24 protein-coding genes and 1 pseudogene are annotated in these 23,844 nt (G+C 36.4%); 22 read left to right on the plus strand and 3 right to left on the minus strand.

Going from position 1 to position 23,844, the window contains the following annotated elements:
- Nucleotides 1–260 precede the first annotated feature (260 nt).
- From M3206_RS12235 to M3206_RS12280, 10 genes are all read left to right on the plus strand, one after another.
- Nucleotides 261–512 (plus strand): hypothetical protein, encoded by a 252-nt coding sequence (locus M3206_RS12235; RefSeq protein WP_251312805.1) that lies wholly within the window; start codon nucleotides 261–263, stop codon nucleotides 510–512.
- The gene (locus tag M3206_RS12240; protein WP_251312806.1) at nucleotides 512–904 is read left to right on the plus strand and encodes a hypothetical protein; all 393 of its coding nucleotides are present in this window, start codon (nucleotides 512–514) and stop codon (nucleotides 902–904) included. The genes M3206_RS12235 and M3206_RS12240 overlap by 1 nt, the downstream gene beginning before the upstream one ends.
- Before the next feature lie 43 nt (nucleotides 905–947).
- Nucleotides 948–2,552 carry a terminase large subunit domain-containing protein gene (locus M3206_RS12245; RefSeq protein ID WP_251312807.1) on the plus strand — a complete coding sequence of 535 codons (1,605 nt, stop codon included), beginning with the start codon at nucleotides 948–950 and terminating at the stop codon, nucleotides 2,550–2,552.
- 49 nt (nucleotides 2,553–2,601) lie between these two features.
- On the plus strand, nucleotides 2,602–3,966 hold the full coding sequence (locus M3206_RS12250; protein ID WP_251312808.1) for a phage portal protein: 1,365 nt from the start codon (nucleotides 2,602–2,604) through the stop codon (nucleotides 3,964–3,966).
- 393 nt (nucleotides 3,967–4,359) lie between these two features.
- Nucleotides 4,360–4,815, plus strand: a complete 456-nt coding sequence (locus M3206_RS12255; RefSeq protein ID WP_251312809.1) for a hypothetical protein — start codon at nucleotides 4,360–4,362, stop codon at nucleotides 4,813–4,815.
- Nucleotides 4,816–4,980: 165 nt separating this feature from the next.
- Nucleotides 4,981–5,412, plus strand: coding sequence for a hypothetical protein (locus tag M3206_RS12260; RefSeq protein ID WP_251312810.1), 432 nt, complete (start codon nucleotides 4,981–4,983; stop codon nucleotides 5,410–5,412).
- 41 nt (nucleotides 5,413–5,453) lie between these two features.
- Nucleotides 5,454–5,648 (plus strand): hypothetical protein, encoded by a 195-nt coding sequence (locus M3206_RS12265; RefSeq protein WP_251312811.1) that lies wholly within the window; start codon nucleotides 5,454–5,456, stop codon nucleotides 5,646–5,648.
- Between the two features lie 142 nt (nucleotides 5,649–5,790).
- The gene (locus M3206_RS12270; protein ID WP_251312812.1) at nucleotides 5,791–6,744 is read left to right on the plus strand and encodes a DUF2845 domain-containing protein; all 954 of its coding nucleotides are present in this window, start codon (nucleotides 5,791–5,793) and stop codon (nucleotides 6,742–6,744) included.
- Between the two features lie 46 nt (nucleotides 6,745–6,790).
- Nucleotides 6,791–7,129: a hypothetical protein gene (locus M3206_RS12275; protein WP_251312813.1), complete on the plus strand. Its 339-nt coding sequence runs from the start codon at nucleotides 6,791–6,793 to the stop codon at nucleotides 7,127–7,129.
- A 14-nt stretch (nucleotides 7,130–7,143) separates the two neighbouring features.
- The gene (locus M3206_RS12280; RefSeq protein WP_251312814.1) at nucleotides 7,144–7,719 is read left to right on the plus strand and encodes an Ig domain-containing protein; all 576 of its coding nucleotides are present in this window, start codon (nucleotides 7,144–7,146) and stop codon (nucleotides 7,717–7,719) included.
- A 643-nt stretch (nucleotides 7,720–8,362) separates the two neighbouring features.
- Here M3206_RS12280 and M3206_RS12285 read toward each other — a convergent pair.
- Nucleotides 8,363–9,454 (minus strand): GntR family transcriptional regulator, encoded by a 1,092-nt coding sequence (locus M3206_RS12285; RefSeq protein WP_251312815.1) that lies wholly within the window; start codon nucleotides 9,452–9,454, stop codon nucleotides 8,363–8,365.
- 310 nt (nucleotides 9,455–9,764) lie between these two features.
- Here M3206_RS12285 and M3206_RS12290 point away from each other — a divergent pair, with 310 nt between their 5' ends.
- The 7 genes and pseudogenes from M3206_RS12290 (at nucleotide 9,765) to M3206_RS12320 (ending at nucleotide 17,797) form a co-directional block, all read left to right on the plus strand.
- Nucleotides 9,765–11,375, plus strand: coding sequence for a xylulokinase (locus M3206_RS12290; RefSeq protein WP_251312816.1), 1,611 nt, complete (start codon nucleotides 9,765–9,767; stop codon nucleotides 11,373–11,375).
- Nucleotides 11,376–11,396: 21 nt separating this feature from the next.
- Nucleotides 11,397–12,092, plus strand: a complete 696-nt coding sequence (locus tag M3206_RS12295; protein ID WP_251312817.1) for an L-ribulose-5-phosphate 4-epimerase — start codon at nucleotides 11,397–11,399, stop codon at nucleotides 12,090–12,092.
- A 30-nt stretch (nucleotides 12,093–12,122) separates the two neighbouring features.
- Nucleotides 12,123–13,547, plus strand: a complete 1,425-nt coding sequence (araA, locus tag M3206_RS12300; RefSeq protein WP_251312818.1) for an L-arabinose isomerase — start codon at nucleotides 12,123–12,125, stop codon at nucleotides 13,545–13,547.
- A gap of 287 nt (nucleotides 13,548–13,834) precedes the next feature.
- Nucleotides 13,835–15,229 (plus strand): annotated as a pseudogene (locus M3206_RS12305) (sugar porter family MFS transporter).
- 305 nt (nucleotides 15,230–15,534) lie between these two features.
- Nucleotides 15,535–15,987, plus strand: a complete 453-nt coding sequence (locus M3206_RS12310; protein ID WP_251312819.1) for a CotD family spore coat protein — start codon at nucleotides 15,535–15,537, stop codon at nucleotides 15,985–15,987.
- A 99-nt stretch (nucleotides 15,988–16,086) separates the two neighbouring features.
- On the plus strand, nucleotides 16,087–16,830 hold the full coding sequence (locus M3206_RS12315; protein ID WP_251312820.1) for an SDR family NAD(P)-dependent oxidoreductase: 744 nt from the start codon (nucleotides 16,087–16,089) through the stop codon (nucleotides 16,828–16,830).
- Nucleotides 16,831–16,921: 91 nt separating this feature from the next.
- Nucleotides 16,922–17,797: a cation diffusion facilitator family transporter gene (locus tag M3206_RS12320; protein ID WP_251312821.1), complete on the plus strand. Its 876-nt coding sequence runs from the start codon at nucleotides 16,922–16,924 to the stop codon at nucleotides 17,795–17,797.
- Between the two features lie 6 nt (nucleotides 17,798–17,803).
- On the opposite strand, the gene M3206_RS12325 is transcribed toward M3206_RS12320, so the two are convergent.
- Nucleotides 17,804–18,163, minus strand: coding sequence for a VOC family protein (locus M3206_RS12325; protein WP_251312822.1), 360 nt, complete (start codon nucleotides 18,161–18,163; stop codon nucleotides 17,804–17,806).
- A 5-nt stretch (nucleotides 18,164–18,168) separates the two neighbouring features.
- Nucleotides 18,169–18,900 (minus strand): sulfite exporter TauE/SafE family protein, encoded by a 732-nt coding sequence (locus M3206_RS12330; protein ID WP_251312823.1) that lies wholly within the window; start codon nucleotides 18,898–18,900, stop codon nucleotides 18,169–18,171.
- 122 nt (nucleotides 18,901–19,022) lie between these two features.
- On the opposite strand from M3206_RS12330, the gene M3206_RS12335 reads away from it, so the two are divergent.
- The 5 genes from M3206_RS12335 (at nucleotide 19,023) to M3206_RS12355 (ending at nucleotide 23,706) form a co-directional block, all read left to right on the plus strand.
- Nucleotides 19,023–19,898, plus strand: coding sequence for a LysR family transcriptional regulator (locus tag M3206_RS12335; protein WP_251312824.1), 876 nt, complete (start codon nucleotides 19,023–19,025; stop codon nucleotides 19,896–19,898).
- Nucleotides 19,899–19,960: 62 nt separating this feature from the next.
- The gene (gene dapD, locus M3206_RS12340) at nucleotides 19,961–20,677 is read left to right on the plus strand and encodes a 2,3,4,5-tetrahydropyridine-2,6-dicarboxylate N-acetyltransferase (protein WP_251312825.1); all 717 of its coding nucleotides are present in this window, start codon (nucleotides 19,961–19,963) and stop codon (nucleotides 20,675–20,677) included.
- A 23-nt stretch (nucleotides 20,678–20,700) separates the two neighbouring features.
- Nucleotides 20,701–21,825 (plus strand): N-acetyldiaminopimelate deacetylase, encoded by a 1,125-nt coding sequence (locus M3206_RS12345; protein ID WP_251312826.1) that lies wholly within the window; start codon nucleotides 20,701–20,703, stop codon nucleotides 21,823–21,825.
- Nucleotides 21,826–22,024: 199 nt separating this feature from the next.
- Complete coding sequence (locus tag M3206_RS12350) at nucleotides 22,025–22,270, plus strand: YkuS family protein (RefSeq protein WP_251312827.1); 246 nt, start codon at nucleotides 22,025–22,027, stop codon at nucleotides 22,268–22,270.
- Between the two features lie 113 nt (nucleotides 22,271–22,383).
- Nucleotides 22,384–23,706: a hemolysin family protein gene (locus M3206_RS12355; RefSeq protein ID WP_251312828.1), complete on the plus strand. Its 1,323-nt coding sequence runs from the start codon at nucleotides 22,384–22,386 to the stop codon at nucleotides 23,704–23,706.
- The last annotated feature ends 138 nt before the right edge of the window (nucleotides 23,707–23,844 follow it).

A 23,844-nucleotide genomic window follows, 5' to 3' on the forward strand; every position in this document is an offset into this window, starting at 1 on the left:
GTTGATTTTTTAACAATGTACTTTTTTGCGGTACATTTAAGACACAGTGAAACGATTGTCCCAAATGGAAAGTTATCAATTTTCTCAATTTAATATTTATCATTTTCAAATTTACCAATCAATCAATTTTCAAATAATGTATACCGCAAATAAATACATTGTTAGAAATGTGAAAAGTATAGGTAAAAAATGTAAGTTGAGAGGTCATGAAATTGTGACCTCTTTTTCTAATTCAATTATAAAATCGGAGGAATATAAAAATGAAATTATTTAATCGTGTATTCAAAAAGGTAATCGTGAAAGATGAAGTTGATGGGAATAAAGATGGATTTGAGAGTATGGATCAGAACATTAACAAAATGCAATCACATATTTCTAGTATGCTTCGGAGTATTGACAGGATTTCTGAAATTAATAAAGAAAAGACGAAAATTACTTATGAAATGTTAGAACTTCTCAATGGGGTACATGAACACTTTGACAAGAAAATTAAACGTGATGAGGTGGTTTAATGAATATCTATGAAGCGTTAGATCAACTACCTAATTTAAAGAAACAATATTTCCAATGGAAACATGATATTAGATTTAAGCGTGATTTACCCAAAAAGTCAGAAGAGGACTTTCTAAGAGAAGTAGGAAGGAAATCACTTGATGGTTTCATTAAGTGGGAACGAACAAGTGAATATAAGAATCTTCTCATGTTGTTACTGGATAGTCGTATTGCAGATGATTTCGAGGAAATATATAAAGTAGTAATTAAGAAGGCAAAAGAAGGTGACGAGAAATCTATTCGTATCTTCTTATCATTTCAAAAGGAAATTCAAGCGAATACGAAACTTGCAGCCAAGACTTTTAAGGTTGTTGAGGAAGATACACAAGAGGATGATGAGTTAGAGATTTAGGGGTGTCTATTATGACACTCCTTTTTATATTGGGGGTGAGAAATTGGCAAAGAAAATGACAACAAATGATAAGTTAAAGTTGGTTATGAGTGATTTTAAATTGTTCGCTAAGAATTTCATTAAAATAATTGATAATAATGGTGATAGTGTTCCTTTTGTATTGAATCCTGAGCAGGAACAATTCACTCAAGAAATGACTAAATATAATATTATCCTCAAAGGTCGTCAGATTGGATTTACAACTTTTTCATTAGCATACATGATTTATTCTGCAATTGTTAAACCAGATACATCTTACATGATAATGACCCAACATAATAAGGTTACTCAATCGTTGTTAAGGAAAATCAAGAAGATGTATAAGTCATTACCACATGAAAAGTACCCTAAATTGTTTCCTAAACTAGAAATATCAAATAGAGATGAAATCTATATGAGTAATGGTTCAAGAATCATGGTTGCAACAGCAGGTGGAGAAGATAGTATTTCAGGAAATACATTTGAACTTATACACTTTTCTGAAATGGGTAAGTATCCAAATGAAGCACAAGAGGAAATCATTGCTACAGCCATTCCAGCACTTGCTAAGAATCCTTACAGTAAGATTATTATAGAATCTACTGCAATGGGTTATAACACTTATCAAGAAATGTTTACGAAAGCATTTAGAGGTAAGGAATCAGTATGGAAAGCACACTTCTTTTCATGGTTAGCAAAGGCTTATAGTAGTCAGTTTCGTCATAGTTTTGATGAAGCCGAAAATTGGTTTAAACTACATAATCAAGGTAGAAGAATGTCAAAGAAAGACCTGGAACATGATGAAAGAGAACTTCAGGAAAAGTACGGTGCTACATTTAGACAATTGATGTTTAGACGTTATTACATAGAAACAAACTCATTAGAGAAGTTTCAACGTGAATTTCCTACAACTCCTGATGAAGCGTTCCAAACAACAAATGTATCTGTATTTGATACAAGAAAGATTGTTGAACGATTACAATATGTACTTGATCCACTCCAATCAAAAGAAGTGTATGAAATTCTTCCAGACATATTAAAGCCTTACATAAACAAGTATCTATTCATTTATCATCTACCTAAGAAAAGTATAAGAATGTACGGAGGTTGTGACGTTGCTTCGGGAACGGGAAAAGACTTTTCTACATTCACAATATTTAATGCAGAAGGTCAACAAATGGCTGCATGGTATTCAAATGACATTCCTGTCTACAAATTCGCTGAAATAGTGAATGAGTTGGGCAGGTTTTTTAATTATGCGTTTATTTGTGTCGAGCGTAACAGTTATGGATTACCTATGTTGGAAAAGTTGCGTAAAGAATACAACTACATGAATCTTCTTAAACAAAAAGTATTCGATCAAAAAGGGAAGAAGAAACTTCAGTTAGGATTTATGACTACTAATACAACTAAGCCAATCATCATAGGTGACATGAAAGAATCATTTGAATTGAGTTTCATCAACATTGAATGTGTAAGAACGTTAGAAGAAATGAAGATTTATCAAGACAACAATGGAAAGACAGGTAATAAAAAAGGTGAAAACTTACATGATGATATGGTAATTTCCGTTGCTATGAGTGTTCAGGCAATGAAACAAGCCAAATATTATGTAGATATTGCAGGGTAAGGGAGTGAATCCTTTGCCCTTTTTATTATTCCTAGAAAGGGGAAATACAATGAAAAGTGAATTACAAGCCAAGTTAGATTTGTATGTAAAGGAGTATCATGACAATCAATCTGAATGGTTTATTGAAGAAACTGAAACAGTAGCCAATCAGCAGCGTGTATTAGACGTTGAGAACATGAAGGAATATCTGAATGGGAATCATGCCATTACTCAAAGACCTAATGAAATGTATAACGGTAAAGAGTTTGTTCCTAGAAAGATTATTCTTCAATATGCTAAGACGTTATTAAACTTCCAGACCGCTTATCTACTACAGAATCCAATTACTTTAACTGGTAACGAGAAGGTTGTAAAAGAATATCAGAATGTAAACAAGAAGGGTAAATACGACAGAATCAACACAAAGATTCTTGATAAGGTTAATAAATATGGATTGTGTGCAGAGTATGTCTATTTAGATAAGGGTGTAATCAAGAGTAAGTTAATTGATCCATCTACTTCTTTTCCTATCTATGACCATGAGAATACTTTGATAGCATTTATTGAAGGTTATATCAATCAAGCGGTTAGTTATTATACTGTATTTACGGATGAGGTAGTTTATAAGTATGACAATAACGGTGGAGAGTTAAGGCTTGCTGGTCAGTATCCTAACCTTAGTGGATTACCTATTGTATATCATAATCAGAATGAATTGAGTGATACTGAAGGTCGTAGTGATCTATTAGATTACATAAGCATATTAGATTCAATGGAGGACTTATTAAGTAAGTATACAGATGGTTTCTATAAGTTTATGAATCCGATTCCTGTTGCTATTGGTCAGCAATTAAAAGGTGATGGGTTGCCTGTTCAGGTTGTTGGTGGAGGTATTACATTAGATGATGGTTCAGACTTCAAGTTAGTTAGTAATGGATTAGATTACAAGTCATTTGAAACTATTTATAAGACTTTGCTTCAATCATTATTAGATGTGTCACAAACTCCTGCTGTAAGTATGAATAAGACAGATATAAGTAACTTGTCAGAGGTTAGTATTAAGTTATTGTTCTCATTGGCTAATATCAAAGCAGGTATGAATGAACAGTTTATGCGTGATGGTATTGAGCAGCGTTTCGAGAAGATTAGAAAGTTAATGGAATACAGAGGTGTAAGTTTTTCAGATATGGAGTTTGAGAGTTTAGATGTTGTGTTCCAGTATGCAATGCCAAGCAATGATAAAGAGATCATTGAGAATCTAAAGGTATTACGTGAATTGAGTGGTATCAGTTTAGAGAGTTTGTTAGAACATTCACCGTTTACAAAAGATGTCCAGATGGAGATGAAAAGGTTAGATGGTGAGGGGAATGTAAAGGATAAGAAGAAACTTGCAACTCGTAAGAAGAAGGAACAGGATGATAAGGCAGTAAGTTAATGGAAATGTAGTAGTGTCAAGGGTTCATGAGTGATAGGGATATATTGAGTTTCTCGCACCTGTTATGTATAGATAGGTTTGGCTGATAATAAATAGGTTGATAAATTGAACAGAAATAAGTACATACGTTCGTATATTCCTGTCTTTTTCTCTCATGACCACAACATATACTATATTGAGGTCTTAAATTAGTGATTATTGCTATCTTGTACCGAACGAATATTAGCAAGGCATTAGAAAGGGATAAAACGTTGATTTTATGCAGTTTTTAGCCTACTGAATACCCCTAGTTGAGTAAAATTATCGCCTAGCATGTCACTTTACACACCCATGAAATTAATTTATAACAATCGTTAAATAATGTATAATTTTAGGTATTAAGGAGGTTTTTGGATGAATATTAATCGAGAACATGTAGAGTTTCATCATAATGGTAAAGAATTAACTGCAAGATTAGATATATATTCAAGAAAAGGAATTGAGTATGGCTATGTTATAAATTTCTCTTATAAAGATATTAATGTAAGTGTTACATTTGATAATGATGAAACAACATACTGGCATGTAGCAAAAAGAGAATGTGAGATAATAGATGAAGTTGGAGAACAAAAGTATAAAAAATACGACCAATATAGAAGCAAAATTAATTCAATAGAAAAAGATTATATTATTGCTGGAAATAATGTTTACTCTTATTACCTTAATGATGAATTGCGAAGTGGAGAAAACATTTATTATCTTATGGGAATAAAAATGGCTGATGGTACTTCTTTGGATGGATCATCTCCAAGTAAATTCTTTTATGAAGAAGATAGAAAAAACAAGAAACGCACTTTTGAAAACTTATAAAAAAAAGTAAAACAATACAATGTATTACCTAGTGAAAATTGTTTATTAGAAGATAAAACAAAAGATTATCGAAAAATGAAGGAATGGATAAAAACAAATATTACCATATAAAAGGAAATGTCTCCCTTTTTGTCGTATTTAGTAGATAGGAAGGGAGGTGGGAAAATGCAACTTAACACTTATAAATCTTTTGGTGATCTAGTTAATACTGGTCATCTATCAAGTGATGTAAACTATTACTTTTCAACTGCATTAAGAACATTAGACGATTTACTTGTAGAAGAAGAAATAAAGCATTTTTATGTTAAAAATCCATTTAGTTCAGAATTAAATAATATGGAAATGATTATCTTTTTAGATCAAACAATTTTTATTATAAATTTGACTAAAGATAGTACAAATATTACTTCTGTAAAATTAAATAAAGTTGATAAAGTTGAACTTTGTGTAAAAGAAACGGAATTTAGAGAAGTAGTACTTACAATTCATATAAATGGTGAGAAACCTCTTATATTGAATAGTTTAGAAGACAGTAATCATAATCGGAACCCTAAATATGCAGAAAACATAAAAAAGATATTTAAATTTTTATCGTAAGCACTCCCTTTTATAGTGCTTGATTCCCTTTAGGAGGATTAATGGATTTCATTACTCGTGTATTCTCAAATTACGTTCATCATAAAATGACTAAAGAAGAATCGAAAGCGTTGATTCTTGGAACATTTGCAATTCTGACAGATGACTATAGATCAGATGAACAAAAAATAAAGATGATTGAGAATGTTTATAAAAAAGTATTTCTTAGTCAAGATAACAAAGAACACTCTAACTAGGGTGTTTTTTATTTTTGTCTAAATTGTGCTTGTACTTACTATTATCAAAATTATAGGTAAAATTTAATATTTGTAATAAAAGGAAAAAACTTCCTAAGCGTCAAATATACTGGGTATAAAGATGTATAGGAGGATTCATAAGTTGACATTAAAAAAGGTAGTAACTATCTTTGCATTTGTTTTACTTATAGGTTGTTCATCTCAAGAATCTAAAAATCAAGAGGTCTCACAGGAAGTATTAGATAAGATAGGTGAATCATTAGAAAATAGTGATAAGAATGATGAAATTGTAAAAACACTTCAAAAGTTAATGGACAACAAAAATTACACAGATGTGATGAAAACTTTCCAACAAAAATACAACGAAGTAACAGATGAAGAACAGAAAACAACTGCTAAAAATTTATATAAGGAATCAATTGTTCAGTTGCTTGAACATGATAACCTAGTAATTGTTGAAAAATTACTTGAAAGTCCTAATGCACATAAAGAAGTCCTCTCTACTGATATATTAGACAGAATAAAGAGTGATCGTGAAGGGATGGAAACAGCACATAAGGAATCAGCAAGTGCTGAAAACGTAGATAGGATATTAGAATTACTTGATAGTAAAGACTACATGACAATTTACCAATATGATAATGATGAAGCAACCGAAACTGTGCGTACTTTAATTAAATATGCTAGAGCATTAGATCATCTTGCAGTAATGAAAGATACCCAAGATATTTGGTTTAAAAGGTATATTGGGTGGATTGATCCAAAATATAACGGTGTCAGAAGTAAAGAAATAATTGCCTTTGCAAATAAATATCTTACTAAAGACGAGTGGCAACAGTTATATGCAGAAGAAAGAAAGTGGGATCAAAGATTTGCAAGAGCAAATGCTCGTTCTGAACAAGAAAAGAAAAACCAAGCAAGTAAACCTTTACCTACTATTGGTATGACTACAGATGAAGTTTTAAATTCACAATGGGGAGAACCCGAAGATATTAATAAAACTATAACTGCCTATGGTACTGATGAACAATGGGTTTATCCAAACTTTAAGTACCTTTACTTTGAAGATGGAATTTTAGTAACTATACAAGAATAGGAGAGCCAAAAGGCTCTTTTTTTTATTTTAGAGAGGAAGATGATTAATGACTAACCTACAACGATTAGAGTTAGAAATTAAAGGTATCACACTATCACAAGATGAATTGTCTGTATACCTTATGGAATGTGATTTAACTCCACATTCTGAATACTTACCAACGTCAGCCACGAACAAACGTAATATTTATCGTGCTGCATTATCTATACTTGAATCAATTGCAAATAGTCCTGCCACAATGAAGAACTACAAACAAGATGATATGACTGTAAGTGACTTTGCAGACAATCTACAATCACGTATAGATCAACTAGAACGTAAAATTAGAACTATGCCTATAGATGAACAGGATGGAAACAACTTTTTCATGTTGTTTAATGCGTAAGAAAGGAGTTTGACATGATAAATTTATTCGAAAGTAACAATGAGGATTTGCAATACATAGTTGATAACTTTGGTCATGAAGTGTCTGTAAACAATACACCTGTATTAGCAATCATTACAAATAACGTTGTTTCAGAATATGAGGATAGATTTATTTCTTCTATTCAACCTATTGAACGTGGAGATTTAGTTAAAGATGGTACGTTTAATTATCTAGTCATTACTGAATCAGTTTCGAAGAGATATTCAAAGTTTAAAGCCATTATGAGACATTGTAATTATGAAATTGAGATAAAAAATTACATAAAAAAACTAATTGGTTATAACGATTTTGGAGCACCTGTGTATGAAAATCAATATGTAGATTCAACTTACATACATGCGATTATTGATAATAAATCTTTCTCTGTTTATGAAAGTTCAATAAGATTACCAGACAATCAAATTCTAGTAACCCTTCAAGAAAATGAATACAATAAAGGGAAATTTACTATAAATGATGACTTTAATGTGATGGATAAATCATGGAGTATTATAAATGTTGATCTAACAAAGAAAGGTTTAATGATTTTGACTTGTGAAATCGCATAACCACTATACAAATTTTGGTGACCACCTTATAATAGAAAGTGTAATATCATATTGTGAAGTGGTCGGTACTTTTAAAAGTAGACACACTCCTTGATACAATTGACTTTGACTTTTCTAACCTTGACAGGGTAGAGGTCGGGGGTTCGAACCCCTCTCGGGTCACCATACATAAATTGATTTGATTTTAATGCCTGTAATCCTTGTGTATCAAGGGGTACAGGCTTTTAGTTTGGTGAAGCGATTTTTCTTTTGAGCCTCTCTTAAAGTAATTTGCTAACTTTTTGTTAACGAGACTCCTCAATTGGCGTCATTATATAAATCTGGTACTTCTTTGTACTCATTCGGCATTAGATAAGCATACTAATCTAAAGTTGATGTAGAACTTATCCTGTTCATCACTCTTAATACTTTCTGGAGATTTTGTATTGTGCCTGTCTACTGTACAACAAATACTAAGTTTGATCTGACTGTCTTTAAAGTTGTTAATTCATATCCTTTTTTTGGAGGATGTAGGCGAGTGATCTCCTCACGTGAACACTTTTTTTTAATTCGATATCGCTCCATTGTATATCAAATTATTACTAGAATACCAAGAGCATCTATCTACAATAAAAGATGAGATAGATGCTCAGGCACAACATAATTATTGTGTTTTTAATTCTTTAACCGTTTCACCTTTAATTAACTCTGGCTGATAATAAGTTTTATTAGGTAAATCCTTCCTTCCTTGTAATTTTTTAATTACCCAATCAGCTGCATCACGTCCCATTTTTTCTTGGGGGTGTGTTAATGTAGTAAGTTTTATATTTGCATTTTTGGCAATATAAGAATTGTCCTGACCAATAATTGATAGGTTTTCCGGAACGGAAATACCAAGTTGTCTGCAAACATTAGCGACTTCTAACCCTACCTCATCGTTATAACAAACAATTGCAGTTAACACTTCTCTATTCTCATTTAGGAACTTTTTTAAGTTAGTGGATAAGTCCGGCTTCGTCTCTGTCGTGAAGGAAAGGACTTGCTCCGGATGAAATCGCAATTTGGCTTCTCCCAGAGCTTTTATATACCCCTTCATTCGAAACTTCCCTTGTAAATCATCATTTTTCGAAATAAGTCCAATTTGTGTATGTCCCTTTGAAATCAATTCTCTTGTTGCGATATAGCTAGATTTCACGTCATCGAGACACAAAAAAGGAACTTCCAATTCTTCATAATAAGCATTGATCATGATGAAGGGAGCATTCTGTTCTTTGAACAATAGGTAGTAAGCAATATTGGGATTGTACAGATTGCTTTTGGTCGGTTCAACGATTAAACCATCCACGCCATAAGACAACATCATTTCTAATGCCTTTTTTTCTTGTTCTACATCGTTATTTGTACTGGCTAACAGCAATGAATAATTATCCTCATTCAATCTTCCTTCAATTCCGCGAATAATGGAAGGGAAAATGTAATCAGAAATGTAGGTTGTGATTACCCCAATTGTTTTATGAGCGGAATTCCCACCGATTTTTGAATGGTATTTGTTACTGACATAAGTGCCCGATCCTTTTTCACTTCTTAGAAACCCCTCATTTGCCAGCTCTAAAATGGCCTTTCGAACGGTGTGTCGACTAACATTGTACTTTACTTGCAGGTCGGATTCAGTTGGGATTTTTTCGCCTAAGCTGTAATCTCCTGAAAGAATTTTTCTTTTAATATCATCAATTATGACCTGATATTTTGTTTTCATTTCTCTCACTTCTCCCAAAGTTCACATGATAATTGATTATCTCAGTAAATTTGTATGGACATATTCTAGCATAGTTTTAAATGAACAAAATAACAATATCCTTATTTTAATAAAGTTTTATTCACAAGAATATAGTGCACATAAGTAAGAATAAGAAAGTATCTTTCTGTTTAATTTGTACGCACTTTTGTTATTTATTATTGACAAATGTACGCACAATAAATATACTGATTTGTAAATAAGTTAGCAAAAGGGAAATCGTCTCCTCATTACAGTCGATTTTGAAAGCGCTATTAGAAAGGGGAATAACGTGAATACGAATCGCGCAAACGTTAAACAAGCGATTATCAAAGGAGAAACTTCACTTGGAATCGAATTTGGATCCACACGTATTAAAGCGGTGCTGATTGATAATCGTTTTGAAACAATTGCTTCTGGAAGTTACGAGTGGGAAAATCGCTTGGAAAATGGATTTTGGACGTACAACTTAGTCGATATTATTACTGGGTTGCAAACAGCTTATAGTGAAATGAAACAAGTAGTTGAAAGAAATTATGGGATTACCATTCGAACAATTGGGTCTATAGGGTTTTCTGCAATGATGCACGGTTATATGGCTTTCGATCACACAGGTGAGCTACTTGTTCCGTTTCGGACCTGGCGCAATGCAACAACTGTATCTGCAGCAAAAGAATTAACAGATCTATTTCATTTTAATATCCCTGAACGGTGGAGTATTGCCCACCTTTATCAAGCAATATTAAATGAGGAAAAACATTTACCACGAATTGATTTTATTACCACTTTAGCTGGATATATTCATTGGTTACTAACAGGTAAGAAGGTAATTGGCATTGGGGATGCTTCGGGCATGTTTCCAATTGATGAATTGACAAAGGATTACAATGAATTGATGGTAGAGCAGTTTGACGAACGAATTGCACCTAATGGTTATAGATGGAAATTAAAGGATGTTCTTCCGAAAGTTTGTATTTCGGGCGAAAAAGCAGGGACATTAACCCAAGTTGGAGCAAAGATTCTGGATAAATCCCATAATTTACAACCTGGCATTCCTTTTTGTCCTCCGGAAGGTGATGCAGGAACAGGGATGGTTGCAACAAACAGTGTGAGGAAACGAACCGGAAACGTTTCAGTCGGAACTTCGGTTTTTGCCATGATTGTATTAGAGAAAGAACTTTCCAAGGTATATCCTGAAATTGATTTGGTAACGACACCAAGCGGCAGTCCGGTGGCAATGGTTCATGCGAATAATTGTTCAAGTGATCTCAATGCTTGGCTTGGCTTGTTCCGTGAATTTTTTGAGGCAATGGGACAAAAGATTGAAACAAATAAATTATATGAAGTGATGTTGAATAAAGCATTGGAAGCCGACTCAGACGGTGGTGGGCTTTTAAGCTACGGTTATTTCTCAGGTGAAAATATTACAGGATTAGAAAAAGGACGGCCGCTATTTGTCCGAACACCTGAGAGTCAATTTAATTTAGCGAACTTCATGCGGACTCATCTTTTTACGGCTTTTGGAGCTTTGAAAATCGGAATGGATATTTTAACAAAAGATGAAAGCGTTACCATTGATAGCATACTAGCCCACGGAGGGTTATTTAAAACCCCTGTTGTTGGACAAAAAATTGTAGCCGCTGCAATGAATACACCAGTTTCGGTTATGGCAACAGCCGGGGAAGGCGGAGCATGGGGAATGGCGATTCTTGCTTCTTACATGATGAACAAAGTTAAAAAAGAGAGTTTAGAAGAATTCCTGGATAACAAAGTCTTTGAAGAGGTTGACAAGCTTGAAATTTATCCTGATGGATTTGATGTTAAAGGATTTGAAGCATTTATCGAACGATACAAAAAAGGTTTAGTTATTGAGCAGACTGCAGTAGAAACATTGTTAGTATGATTTAAATACGGAGGTATTAACGTGTTAGAACAACTAAAAGAAAAAGTATTTCAAGCAAATTTGGACTTGCCTAAGCATGGACTTGTGAAATACACGTGGGGAAATGCAAGTGGTGTTGATCGCGAAAGCGGTTTATTCGTTATCAAACCAAGCGGTGTTGATTATGAAAAGATGAAACCGAGTGATATGGTAGTTGTTGATTTAGATGGCAATGTTGTTGAAGGAGAGTTGAACCCTTCATCAGATACACCGACTCATGCAGTACTATATAAGCGTTATACGGAAATCGGAGGCATTGTGCACACTCATTCAACTTGGGCGACCATTTGGGCTCAAGCAGGTCTAGATGTTCCTGCGATGGGGACCACTCATGCAGATACATTCTATGGTCCCGTTCCATGTGCCCGCTTTTTGACACAAGAGGAAATTGATCGTGGTTATGAAGTAGAAACCGGCAAAGTCATCATCGAAACTTTTGAAAAGCGTGGTTTGGATATTTTGGACGTTCCCGGTGTTCTACTTCATGGTCATGCTCCATTTACGTGGGGCATAGATGTAGAAACTGCTGTAATGAATAGCGTGGTGTTAGAGGAAGTTTCGAAAATGAATTTATTTGCGAGAGAATTAAATCACTTTGCTGAAGTATTGCCGCAACGTATTTTAGATAAACATTATCTGAGAAAACATGGAAAAAGTGCCTATTACGGGCAAAGATAAACAAACTACAACTAAGAAAAGAGGATGATTATGATAACAACAGAAAAGAAAGAATTTTGGTTTGTAGTAGGTTCACAACATCTTTATGGGGAAGAAGCATTGGCAGAAGTTAAAGCACATGCACAAACAATGACGGATGCATTAAATGAAAGCGGTGCCTTACCTTATCCACTTGTATTGCAAGATTTAGCTGTAAGTGCTGGTAAAATCACAAGCATCATGAAAGAAGTCAACTATCGTGACGAAGTTGTCGGTGTCATCACTTGGATGCATACTTTTTCTCCTGCAAAAATGTGGATTCGCGGAACAAAATTATTGCAAAAACCTCTGCTTCATTTAGCAACACAATTTAATGAAAGTATACCTTGGTCCACGTTTGACATGGACTTCATGAACCTGAACCAATCTGCTCATGGTGACCGTGAGTATGGTTTTATCAATGCCCGTTTAAAAAAACAAAATAAAGTTGTCGTAGGTTATTGGGAGCGCCCTGAAGTACAACAACAAATTGCAGATTGGATGGACGTAGCCGTTGCATATAACGAAAGCTTCGACATCAAAGTCGCTCGCTTTGGTGACAACATGCGTAACGTTGCAGTGACCGAAGGGGATAAGGTTGAGGCACAAATCCAATTTGGCTGGACAGTTGACTACTTTGGTATTGGAGATCTTGTTCAATATGTAGATGCAGTTACGGACGAAGAAATTAATGATTTATTTGCAGAATACGCAGATCTTTATGAATTTGAATATAGTAATTACAGTCAGGAAGACTGGGAGAAGAGCGTAAAAGTACAAGCAAGCTATGAAATCGCTATCAATCGTTTCCTTAATGATGGTGGTTACACGGCTTTCACATCTAACTTCGAAGATCTATATGGAATGAAACAGCTTCCTGGTCTTGCAGTCCAACGTTTGATGGCACAAGGATATGGCTTTGCGGGTGAAGGAGATTGGAAGACAGCAGCACTCAATCGTTTACTGAAAGTAATGAGTCACAACAAATCGACTGGTTTTATGGAAGACTACACATACGAATTAGCTACTGGTCAAGAATCAATCCTTCAATCACATATGCTTGAAGTAGACCCATCTTTAGCAAGTAACAAACCAAAAATTGTTGTATCTCCATTAGGTATTGGTAATCGTGAAGACGCGGCACGTTTAGTATTCGACGGAAAAGCAGGAGATGGAGTGGTAGTTTCAATGGTTGACTTTGGTACATATTATAAGCTGTTGATTAATGAAGTTTCTGCATTTGAGCCACCTGTTCCAGCCCCAAATCTTCCAGTAGCCCGTGTACTTTGGAAAGTGAAGCCAAACTTCCAAGACGGAGTGAAAGCATGGGTTGAGAATGGAGGCGGTCACCACACAGTTGTTTCATTAAATTTAACAACAGACCAAATCATCACCTATGCAAAGCTTGTTGACCTGGAATACGTAGTTATTAATTAAAACCTCTAACCTCCGAGGATGTTTGCTTCCTTGGAGGTTAAAAATAGGTATTTCAGAAGTTGCAGAATGAAAATGGGAACCTTTAGAAAATATTCATATTTCATTAATTTGTAAGCGCATTCATTGTTGTGAGGCAAAATTGAAATCGTTTATACAGTGAAATAGAAATATGGGATTTATAGGAAATAGTTTTAAAACACATTTGATATTTCATAAATAGTCATCTGATTTTTTTAAGTGGTTGGATTTTAACAATATAATTTTAAAACCTTGAGGAGGGAACTTTAATGGTTAATGAAAAGAAAATCTCAAGTGCCTTTATTTATTTTTTTGGTGCTTTTGCCGGCATTCTCTTCGGCTATGATATTGGTGTTATGACGGGCGCTTTGCCTTTTCTGCAACATGACTGGAACCTGCAAAACGACGCTGGAGCTATTGGCTGGATCACCTCTTCGGTCATGCTAGGAGCTATTTTTGGAGGTGTGCTAGCCGGACAACTTTCTGATCGTCTAGGACGACGCAAAATGATTTTACTGTCTGCTATAATTTTTGTTGTTGGATCCGTCTTGTCAGGAATAGCTCCACATAATGGGATACTTTTTTAAATAGTTGCTAGGACTTTATTGGGAATGGCCGTTGGTGCTGCTTCTGCGTTGGTCCCAGCCTATATGTCGGAAATGGCTCCTGCTCGTTTACGTGGACGTCTGTCAGGAATTAATCAAACAATGATTGTTTTTGGAATGTTGCTTTCGTACATTGTTGATTATCTATTGAAGGATTTACCAGGAACAATGTCATGGCGGTCGATGCTTGGTTTGGCTGCCGTCCCTGCTTTAATCTTATTTTTTGGAATGTTAAAGTTACCAGAATCACCCCGTTTTCTAATTAAGAACAATAAACTTGATGAAGCTCGTAAGGTGTTGGGCTATATTCGCTCTAACAAAGAAGAAATTGATTCTGAAATAAAACAAATTCAAGAAACTGCTACAGAGGAAGCAAAGGTAATTCAAAAAGCATCATGGGGTACACTCTTCAGTAAAAAATACCGTTATTTATTAATTGCTGGTGTGGGTGTTGCTGCCTTTCAACAATTCCAGGGCGCAAACGCAATTTTTTATTATATTCCTTTGATTGTAGAAAACGCAACAGGGCATGCTGCTAGTTCTGCGTTGATGTGGCCAATTATTCAAGGAGTAATTCTCGTATTAGGTTCATTAATTTTTCTGATGATTGCTGATAAATTTAATCGACGCACTTTATTAACAGTAGGCGGAACGATTATGGGACTATCCTTTATTTTGCCGGCAATATTGAATGTACTAATTCCTAATGCAGATCCGATGATGATGGTTATTTTTTTAAGTATATATGTAGCGCTATATTCATTCACATGGGCCCCTTTAACTTGGGTTATAGTTGGAGAAATTTTCCCTCTTGCAATTCGCGGGCGTGCGACAGGATTAGCTTCTTCATTTAACTGGATTGGTTCTTTCTTGGTTGGATTGCTATTTCCTATCATGACCGTTTCGATGACTCAAGAAGCTGTTTTTGCAATCTTCGGTGTTATTTGTTTTCTTGGAGTTTTATTTATCCGGACACGCGTTCTTGAAACTCGCGGTCGTAGTTTAGAAGAAATAGAAAAAATTGGAGAAAATAGAGAGAATAAGGGGAAAATTGCATAAATAGATATTTCATAGGAATCCATACTAAAGGCCGGAGTTGCTACTTCGGCCTTACTAAAATATTCTAGTGACTATATAAAAGCGAAATTACCATCAGTGTTACAAACAAACCCTTTCATCGTCTCCACTCCCAAACATTATTCATTCGAAATAAATAGCCTATTTTCCCGCTTTATATAAAAGAGCCATATTCTTTAGATCTTTTTTTAAGAGAGAAATTGGTTGTTTTTTGGACGAACTTTTTTAGTCATCCCACATAAAATATAGTGAAAGTGATTTAGGATTTTTTGAAAGGAGAAGTCTTTTTGTTTAAACGCCCTCGAATTTTCCCTAAGAAGGGAATGGGAATGCCTACCGCTGCTGCTGGTGCGATGGGAATGGGTCCAACAATGGGTGCCATGGGTATGGGACCAGTTATGGGAGCTATGTCGCCTCAAATGGGTGGTACCGGTTATCCGGCAGTCTCACCATCTCAGTATTATCCTCCGCAAGTTTTACCTGCACAATATACTCCTACTAAACAACAACTGCAATACAACCAACAAGACGTGTATGTGCCAATAATCCATCCTACTCAAAACACACAGGTAAATCAGACAAACTATAAATATGTTCACTATTTCCCACAAAACACAAACGTTGTGAACCAATCAACACAGCAGAATGTGCTTGGAACAACCCAGCCAATAGCGCCAAATCCTTGCCCGCCACCGTGTGTGCCATGTCCTCCGCCACCATGCGGCTGGAGAAAGAAGTAAAGAAAGAGCTGCCTGTCATAGGCGGCTTTTTTGTTGATTCTATACTGATCAAATAGGGAAAAGGTAGTAGTGTGAAAAAAATGAGCGGAGGGATTAACTGTGGATCATACGGAAAAAATTGTAATGATTACAGGGGCGGCTCAAGGAATTGGAAAACAATTAGCCATGGATTTTGCAAAAGCAGGGTGGATTCCTTCTCTGATTGATTCGAATCAGAGAGAGCTTGAGATAACACTTGCTGAAGTTAGGCGAAATGAGCCAAAAAGTATTATGATCCATGCCGATGTAAAAAATCCTGAAGAGGTAATAAAAGCAGTATCGGAAACAAATGATAAATTAGGCAGAATACATTGTGTGATTAATAACGCAGGAATTACCAAGTGGAAATCTCCATATAAATTGTCCGTAGATGAATGGGACGAAATCATACAGACCAACCTAAGGAGCGTTTTTCTATTTTCGAGAGAAGCAGCGAGGTATATGAAGATATCAGGAGGCGGGTCAATTATTAACATGGCTTCAACACGTGCTTTTATGTCAGAACCCGATTCAGAAGCTTATGCTGCGTCAAAAGGAGGTATCGTAGCCTTAACACATGCTCTTGCTGCCTCATTTTCAGAAGATCGAATAACCGTAAATTCCATCAGTCCCGGTTGGATCCACGCGGGAGATGATGAGTTACGAAAAATCGATTATGATCAGCATCTTTCAAAAAGAGTTGGAAAACCTTCTGATATCTCGAGGGCTTGTTTGTTTCTTTCAGAGCCTGATAATAATTTTATTACTGGTGAAAATCTAACAATCGACGGTGGAATGACGAAAAAAATGATCTATGAACATTAAAAGTTTCCTATAGGGAAAAAGGTTGCTCTAGACCCACCCGGAAACCATTCTTTATGATTAAAAAGGTATTACAGGAGAAGGAGAAAAAAACATGCAAGCTGATCAACAAAAAAGAGTGGAACGCGGTGTTTATTATAGTTTAGGAGCATATATTTTTCTTTCCATCGTTAAACTAGTGTCAGGGTTTATTTATAGTTCTGATGCACTTATTGCAGATGGATTAAATAACTCAACTGATATTATCGCATCTATTGCCGTTTTAATCGGTTTAAAAATATCAAGGAAACCAGCAGATGAAGACCATCCCTATGGACATCTCCGTGCTGAAACCATCGCTTCGATGGTAGCATCGTTCATTATGGTTGTAATCGGAATAGAGGTATTGATTTCTTCCATAAAAAAAATGTTTAGGGGTGTCGAAACCGAGCCATCTCTAACAGCAGCTGTCATTGCTTTATTTGGGGCAGGTGTTATGCTGGGTGTATATTTTTACAACATGAAAGTTGCCAGAGAAACGGATAGCCAAGGTTTAAAAGCTGCGGCACTCGATAACCGCTCTGATGCATTTGTGAGTATAGGAGCTGCAGTAGGTATTTTTGGTGCTCAAGTTGGTTTGGCTTGGCTTGATCCTGCAGCAGCAGTATTAGTCGGTTTCATTATTATAAAAACAGGATGGGATATCTTTACCGAAACCTCTCATAATCTTTCTGATGGGTTCGATTACGAAGAAGGTAAGGAGATGGAGCACAAGATTTTAGATGTAGATGGTGTAGAAAACGTTGGTGACCTGAAGGCCAGAAAGCATGGGAACCGTGCAATCATCGATGTAACCATTAAAGTCGATCCTTCTCTGAACGTAGTGGAGAGTCATGAGATCACAGAAAAAATAGAGGATACGATTAAAGAAGCATACAATGTTGAAAGTATTCAAGTCCACGTTGAACCTGAAGACGGAAAGAATAAATAATGATGTTTATTCCGGTTCAATAAACTCGATTCTGTTTCCGAAAGGATCACGAATGGAAAACCGTATATACCCAGGGATCTGCACTTCATTTTGAACTTTTACTTCATGAACGATCAAATGATCTCTTAACTCATAGAGCCCCTGAACAAGAAAGGCAGGATGGTGTTTTCCTTTAAAAGATTGGTCTTCAACACCAATGTGGAGTTCTTGGCTGCCGATCTGAAACCACATGCCTCCGTTTTTTTGAAGAGCTTTCGGTTTAGGAATCTCTTTTAAGCCAAGCACCTCTTTATAGAATTTCATTGCTTCTAATTCTTTGTCTGCAGGGATACATAACTGCACATGATGAATTCCTGAAATTTTCATAGACATTACCCCCATTGAATGATTAATTGAAGAATGAGCATAACGGTTACAGTCCTCATAAGGATTGTAACTTGTTTTGTTTTTAGCTTTGGTGCAAGTTTAACAGCAACTTGTGCACCGCAAATACTCCCGAACATAAGAGGTATAGCAACATTCCACATATAATGACCCGCAAAATAGTAAGTAACAACGGCCCCTGTACAACTTAAGAACGTGTTGAACCTTGTAAATGAGACGGTTCGCATGTAAGAAAGGCCATTTCTCAAAAAAAGCTGCATCTGCATCGTACCTTGGCCAGGGCCGAACATACCGTCATACGCACCTATACCAAATAAAAAAGGGTATTTTCGTACAGGAAGCTGTTTTACCTCATCTTCAAAACTGCTTTCTCTCTTTGTTTTTATAAAAGTAAGAATTAATGCTCCTGTTAATAAGAATAAAGCGATAATTGTTAGGTTTTCTCTAGAAATGGATGAGGCGATCAATCCACCGCTTATTCCTCCTATTAAACTGATTGCTCCAGACAAAAAGTATAGTTTAAGTGTGGTGTCATTTTTTCTTAAGAGTACATAAAAACTTGAAAACGAACTGAACATGTTGGCAAATTTGTTAGCAGCAATTGCGGAGTGGACGGGAACACCTAATAAAAGCATCATCGGAAAGTTGATCATGCCTCCGCTGCCAGAGAGTGTCCCGATAAATGTGGCAACAAAACCGACAACGATTAAAATATACACGGCTACACATCCTTTCATTTGTGTTTACATATATATCCTATGTTACGGTATACTTAAATTAAATTACATAAATCGGACTAAGTTCTATAAGAAAAACTTATTGATCGAAAGAAGGTTTTAACATGCAATTATCTGAGTTTCGCATTTTACATGTATTAGCGGAAGAGTTAAATATGAGAAAGGCATCTGAGAGGCTATATGTATCTCAACCCGCTTTAAGCCAGCGGCTGCAATCCATCGAGAACAGTTGGGGTACGATGATTTTTATCAGATCACAAAAAGGATTGACACTAACTCCTGCTGGAGAAAAGATCATATCGTATGTAAATGAAGTGCTGCAAAAAGAGGAAGCGGTGAAAGAAGAACTGCAATCCCTCTCAGAGCATGTCCATGGAACACTGAAACTAGCAGTAGCTTCGATCATCGGACAATATTGGCTGCCGCATGTCTTAAAGGAATATGTGAACCTATATCCCCATGTAAATATATCGCTTATAACAGGATGGAGTTCTGAGATTATTAAGCATCTCTATGAGGATCGTATACACTTAGGAATTGTGCGCGGTAATCCTGAGTGGCGCGGAAGTAAAGAGCATATTTTATCTGACCATCTCTATTTGGTGGATACATCGATCTCCTCTATTGAAGAGTTATCAGAGACTTCCAAGCCTTTTATCCAATTTAGAAGTCATTCAACGTACTATCAGGAGATACAGGATTGGTGGCACAGTCACTTTAAGACCACTCCACAAAAGACGATCGTAGTAGACCAGATTGAGACGTGCAAACAGATGGCATTGAACGGAATTGGTTATGCGATTTTACCTTCGATCAGTCTTCGGCCAGAGGATGAGGTATTTAAAATTCCTCTTTCTGATAAAAAGGGAAATGTTCTTAAACGAGATACTTGGCTTATTCACCAAGGAATGGGTACTGAACTAAAACAGGTTAATGTGTTTATGGATTTGATTCAAAAACGAACAAAGAATAACGTTTGAATGTTTCGATGTTTAGTGGTTTAATACAATACAGAATGACTTTTAAGGAGGACATAGCAATTATGAAACAGATGGATGCAAACGAGATTATTTCATTTATTCAAAACAGCACTAAATCTACACCTGTAAAAGTTTATGTTAAAGGAAATCTTGACAATATCGATTTCGGAAACGAAACAAAAGTATTTCCTTCAGGCAATACAGCAGTATTGTTTGGTGAGTGGAAAGACATCGAAGCTGCCATACGCGAAAACGAGAGCAGCATTGAGGATTATGTTGTTGAGAATGACCGACGCAATTCTGCGATTCCTTTATTAGATCTAAAGAACATTAAAGCTCGTATAGAGCCAGGTGCTATTATCCGTGACCAAGTTGAAATCGGTGATAACGCAGTTATTATGATGGGTGCTTCTATTAATATCGGTTCAGTAATCGGAGAAGGCACAATGATCGATATGAACGTTGTTCTTGGCGGACGAGCTACAGTAGGAAAGAACTGTCACATTGGTGCAGGTACGGTTCTAGCAGGAGTGATCGAGCCTCCATCTGCTAAGCCAGTTGTGGTAGAGGACGATGTAGTAATCGGAGCAAATGCAGTTGTACTTGAAGGTGTTACAGTTGGGAAAGGTGCAGTTGTTGCTGCAGGTGCTATTGTTATTGAGGATGTTGAACCTTATACAGTTGTTGGAGGTACACCAGCACGTGTCCTTAAGAAAATTGATGAAAAAACGAAATCTAAAACAGAAATCAGAAAAGAACTTCGTCAGTTAAACGATTAATAAAATTTAGGGGATGAGTAAAGATGAAACCATTGATTGAGATCAGAAAAGACCTGCATCGTATACCGGAGCTTGGCTTTCAAGAATTTAAGACTCAAAGGTATCTGCTTGATCTCATCTCCACTTTTCCTCAGGAGAATTTAGAAATCCATACGTGGGAAACGGGGATTTTTGTAAAAGTAAAAGGTGAAAACCCCGAAAAAATGCTTGCTTATCGTACTGATATGGATGGACTTCCGATCTTTGAAGAGACTGGTTATGAATTTGCGTCTATACATGATGGACTCATGCATGCTTGTGGACACGATCTTCACATGACGATTGCCCTTGGTCTGTTGTACCGTTTTGCAGCGGAGCCGCTAGATGATGATCTGCTGTTTATTTTTCAACCAGCAGAGGAAGGACCCGGTGGAGCATTGCCGATGCGAGAGAGTGAGCTTTTTCAAAAGCTTAAGCCGGATCAGATCACCGCGCTTCATATCGCTCCCGAGTATCCAGTTGGAACAATTGCAGTCAAAGAAGGGTTGCTGTTTGCAAATACCTCAGAATTGTTTATTGATCTAACAGGAAAAGGCGGACATGCTGCTTATCCACATTTAAGTAACGACATGGTAGTTGCAGCAAGCCATCTTGTGACACAGATGCAGTCGATCATCTCGCGTAATATTGATCCGTTAGATTCAGCCGTTGTAACGATAGGGAAAATCACGGGTGGAACCAAACAAAATATCATCGCCGAAAAAGCAAGACTTGAAGGGACGATCCGAACATTGTCACCTGAAGCGATGGATAAAGTGAAAAAGCGGATTGAAGCTCTTGTAGAAGGGATCACAAGTGGTTTCGACTGTGAGGCTGTGATTGATTATGGTTCTAATTATCGTCAAGTTGATAATGAACCGAATCTGACGAGAGAGTTCATGGCATTTGCTAAACAGCAAGAAACAGTGAAGGTAATTGAATGTAAAGAAGCCATGACAGGGGAAGATTATGGCTATTTTCTAGAGAAAATTCCTGGATTCATGTTCTGGCTTGGTGTTGATACGCCATTCGGTTTGCATCATTCAAAATTACAGCCGCGAGAAGAAGCCATTCAGTATGCGGTAGATCTTTTAACTCAATATTTCACCTTTAAAGGGAAACGAAATTAAAACGGCCATTACGGCCGTTTTTTGTTTTTGTATCAGGTTTGTTTTTGATAGTAGTTGATTTCCGCTCCAGATGCTTCTTTTAGGGAAATAAGATCTAAGCATCCAAGTAGGTAACTTATCTAAGGCATATTGTGAAAAGCCTTCGTTACATATTACCTCCCTGAGTTGGAAACATTAACATAAGTAAGGAGGTGGGAATATGGCTAGAATTGGTGTTGAACAATCCTTAACGAATGTTTCTGAAGCTCTTAGAGCAGCTGGGCATGAAGTAGTGGAACTTCGACAGGAACAAGATGCAAACGGCTGTGATTGCTGTGTAATTTCCGGACAGGATGAGAATGTAATGGGCATGCAGAACGCGGTGACTCAAGGCTCTGTCTTGAACGCTCATGGTATGTCAGCAGATGAAGTGTGTCAGGCTGTTGAAAGCAGACTGCACCAATAAGCATTCCCGGGGACAGCCATGCTGCCCCTTTATTTCTGTTTAGCGATTGATTGAAAAGGGAACTAGTTGAGCATTCTTAATAAAATTTTGTAAACAAAGATGGGGAGGATCTTATGCCAATCTTAAATGTACTTATGATCATTTTACTCATCATTTTAACAGCATTTTTTGTAGTCACTGAATTTGCAATCGTTAAAGTCCGCAAAACGCGGATTGATCATTTGGCTTCAGAAGGTAACAGCAAGGCTATAGCCGCACAGAAGGTACTGGAAAACCTGGATGGGTATCTTTCAGCCTGTCAGCTTGGTATCACGATTACGGCTTTAGGCTTGGGTTGGCTAGGGGAGCCGACGGTTGAGATCTTTTTAAGACCGCTATTAGAGAACGCTGGACTATCTGAAGCGTTAACCCACACTTTATCATTTTCCATTGCCTTTTTTCTCATCACCTTTTTACATGTTGTTTTAGGTGAGCTTGCTCCAAAAACAGTAGCGATTCAAAAGGCTGAAGCCATCAGTCTTGCAACTGCTAAACCGATTATCATCTTTTACAAAGTCATGTATCCGTTTATTTTTTTATTGAATGGTTCTGCTAACTTATTAACACGTATATTTGGTATAAGTCCAGCCAGCGAACATGAGGTTGTACATACAGAGGAAGAACTGCGGCTCATTCTTTCTGAAAGCCTTCAGGGCGGAGAAATCAACCAGTCTGAATACCGTTACGTGAACCGGATCTTTGAGTTTGATGATCGAATCGCGAAAGAAATTATGATTCCGAGAACAGAGATGGTCTGTTTGTTTAAAGAAAATACATGGGAAGAAAACTTAGCCATCATGCGTGAAGAAAAATTCACAAGGTATCCTGTAGGAAAGGATGACAAAGATCACATTGTCGGACTTGTAAATATTAAGGAATTTTTTAATGAACATTTTATCAATCAGCAATTTGATCTTGATGATTTTATTCGTCCTGTCATCACAGTGCATGAGACGATCCCTATTCAAAAATTACTTGTCAAAATGCAAAAAGAGCAAACGCATATGGCTGTCTTAGTTGATGAATACGGCGGTACTGCCGGTATCGTAACAGTGGAAGATATATTGGAAGAGATTGTTGGGGAAATCAGGGACGAGTTTGATGTGGATGAAGAACCTGAAATTCAGCAAATATCAAATACCAAAACGGTTGTGGACGGAAAAGTGCTGCTTTCGCAAATTAACGAAATGTTTGCTCTCGATATTGATAACAGAGAAATCGATACGATAGGTGGTTGGGTGCTGACCAGGTCCGTTGATTTAGAAATGAATCATTCATTTAATTACGAAAGCTATCGGTTCACGATCTTAGATCTAGAAGGCAGACAGATTAAGAAAATAGGCATAGAAAAATTACCGGATTCAGAGCTTAATGAACAAATAGATAAAGACTCCTGAGTAAATCAGGAGTCTCAGCTTGTAGACAAAGTCATGTCTACAAGCTTTTTTTATTGTACAATTAAAGTAGATAATGTTTGAGGGGAGAAATATACATGTTATCTAAGCATACTACTGAAGGACGTCACCAAGTAACTC

This window comes from Fictibacillus phosphorivorans (genome assembly GCF_023715845.1).
Taxonomy (GTDB): domain Bacteria; phylum Bacillota; class Bacilli; order Bacillales; family Fictibacillaceae; genus Fictibacillus; species Fictibacillus phosphorivorans_D.

Excerpts from the sequence above, each read along its gene's own strand:
- M3206_RS12240 (WP_251312806.1), top strand. The coding sequence starts at position 512 with ATGAATATCTATGAAGCGTTAGATCAACTACCTAATTTAAAGAAACAA.
- M3206_RS12355 (WP_251312828.1), top strand. The coding sequence starts at position 22,384 with ATGCCAATCTTAAATGTACTTATGATCATTTTACTCATCATTTTAACA.
- M3206_RS12280 (WP_251312814.1), top strand. The coding sequence starts at position 7,144 with ATGATAAATTTATTCGAAAGTAACAATGAGGATTTGCAATACATAGTT.
- M3206_RS12345 (WP_251312826.1), top strand. The coding sequence starts at position 20,701 with ATGAAACCATTGATTGAGATCAGAAAAGACCTGCATCGTATACCGGAG.
- M3206_RS12325 (WP_251312822.1), bottom strand. The coding sequence starts at position 18,163 with ATGAAAATTTCAGGAATTCATCATGTGCAGTTATGTATCCCTGCAGAC.
- M3206_RS12335 (WP_251312824.1), top strand. The coding sequence starts at position 19,023 with ATGCAATTATCTGAGTTTCGCATTTTACATGTATTAGCGGAAGAGTTA.
- M3206_RS12350 (WP_251312827.1), top strand. The coding sequence starts at position 22,025 with ATGGCTAGAATTGGTGTTGAACAATCCTTAACGAATGTTTCTGAAGCT.
- M3206_RS12250 (WP_251312808.1), top strand. The coding sequence starts at position 2,602 with ATGAAAAGTGAATTACAAGCCAAGTTAGATTTGTATGTAAAGGAGTAT.
- M3206_RS12320 (WP_251312821.1), top strand. The coding sequence starts at position 16,922 with ATGCAAGCTGATCAACAAAAAAGAGTGGAACGCGGTGTTTATTATAGT.
- M3206_RS12260 (WP_251312810.1), top strand. The coding sequence starts at position 4,981 with ATGCAACTTAACACTTATAAATCTTTTGGTGATCTAGTTAATACTGGT.
- M3206_RS12285 (WP_251312815.1), bottom strand. The coding sequence starts at position 9,454 with ATGAAAACAAAATATCAGGTCATAATTGATGATATTAAAAGAAAAATT.
- araA (WP_251312818.1), top strand. The coding sequence starts at position 12,123 with ATGATAACAACAGAAAAGAAAGAATTTTGGTTTGTAGTAGGTTCACAA.
- M3206_RS12235 (WP_251312805.1), top strand. The coding sequence starts at position 261 with ATGAAATTATTTAATCGTGTATTCAAAAAGGTAATCGTGAAAGATGAA.
- M3206_RS12255 (WP_251312809.1), top strand. The coding sequence starts at position 4,360 with ATGAATATTAATCGAGAACATGTAGAGTTTCATCATAATGGTAAAGAA.
- dapD (WP_251312825.1), top strand. The coding sequence starts at position 19,961 with ATGAAACAGATGGATGCAAACGAGATTATTTCATTTATTCAAAACAGC.
- M3206_RS12275 (WP_251312813.1), top strand. The coding sequence starts at position 6,791 with ATGACTAACCTACAACGATTAGAGTTAGAAATTAAAGGTATCACACTA.
- M3206_RS12265 (WP_251312811.1), top strand. The coding sequence starts at position 5,454 with ATGGATTTCATTACTCGTGTATTCTCAAATTACGTTCATCATAAAATG.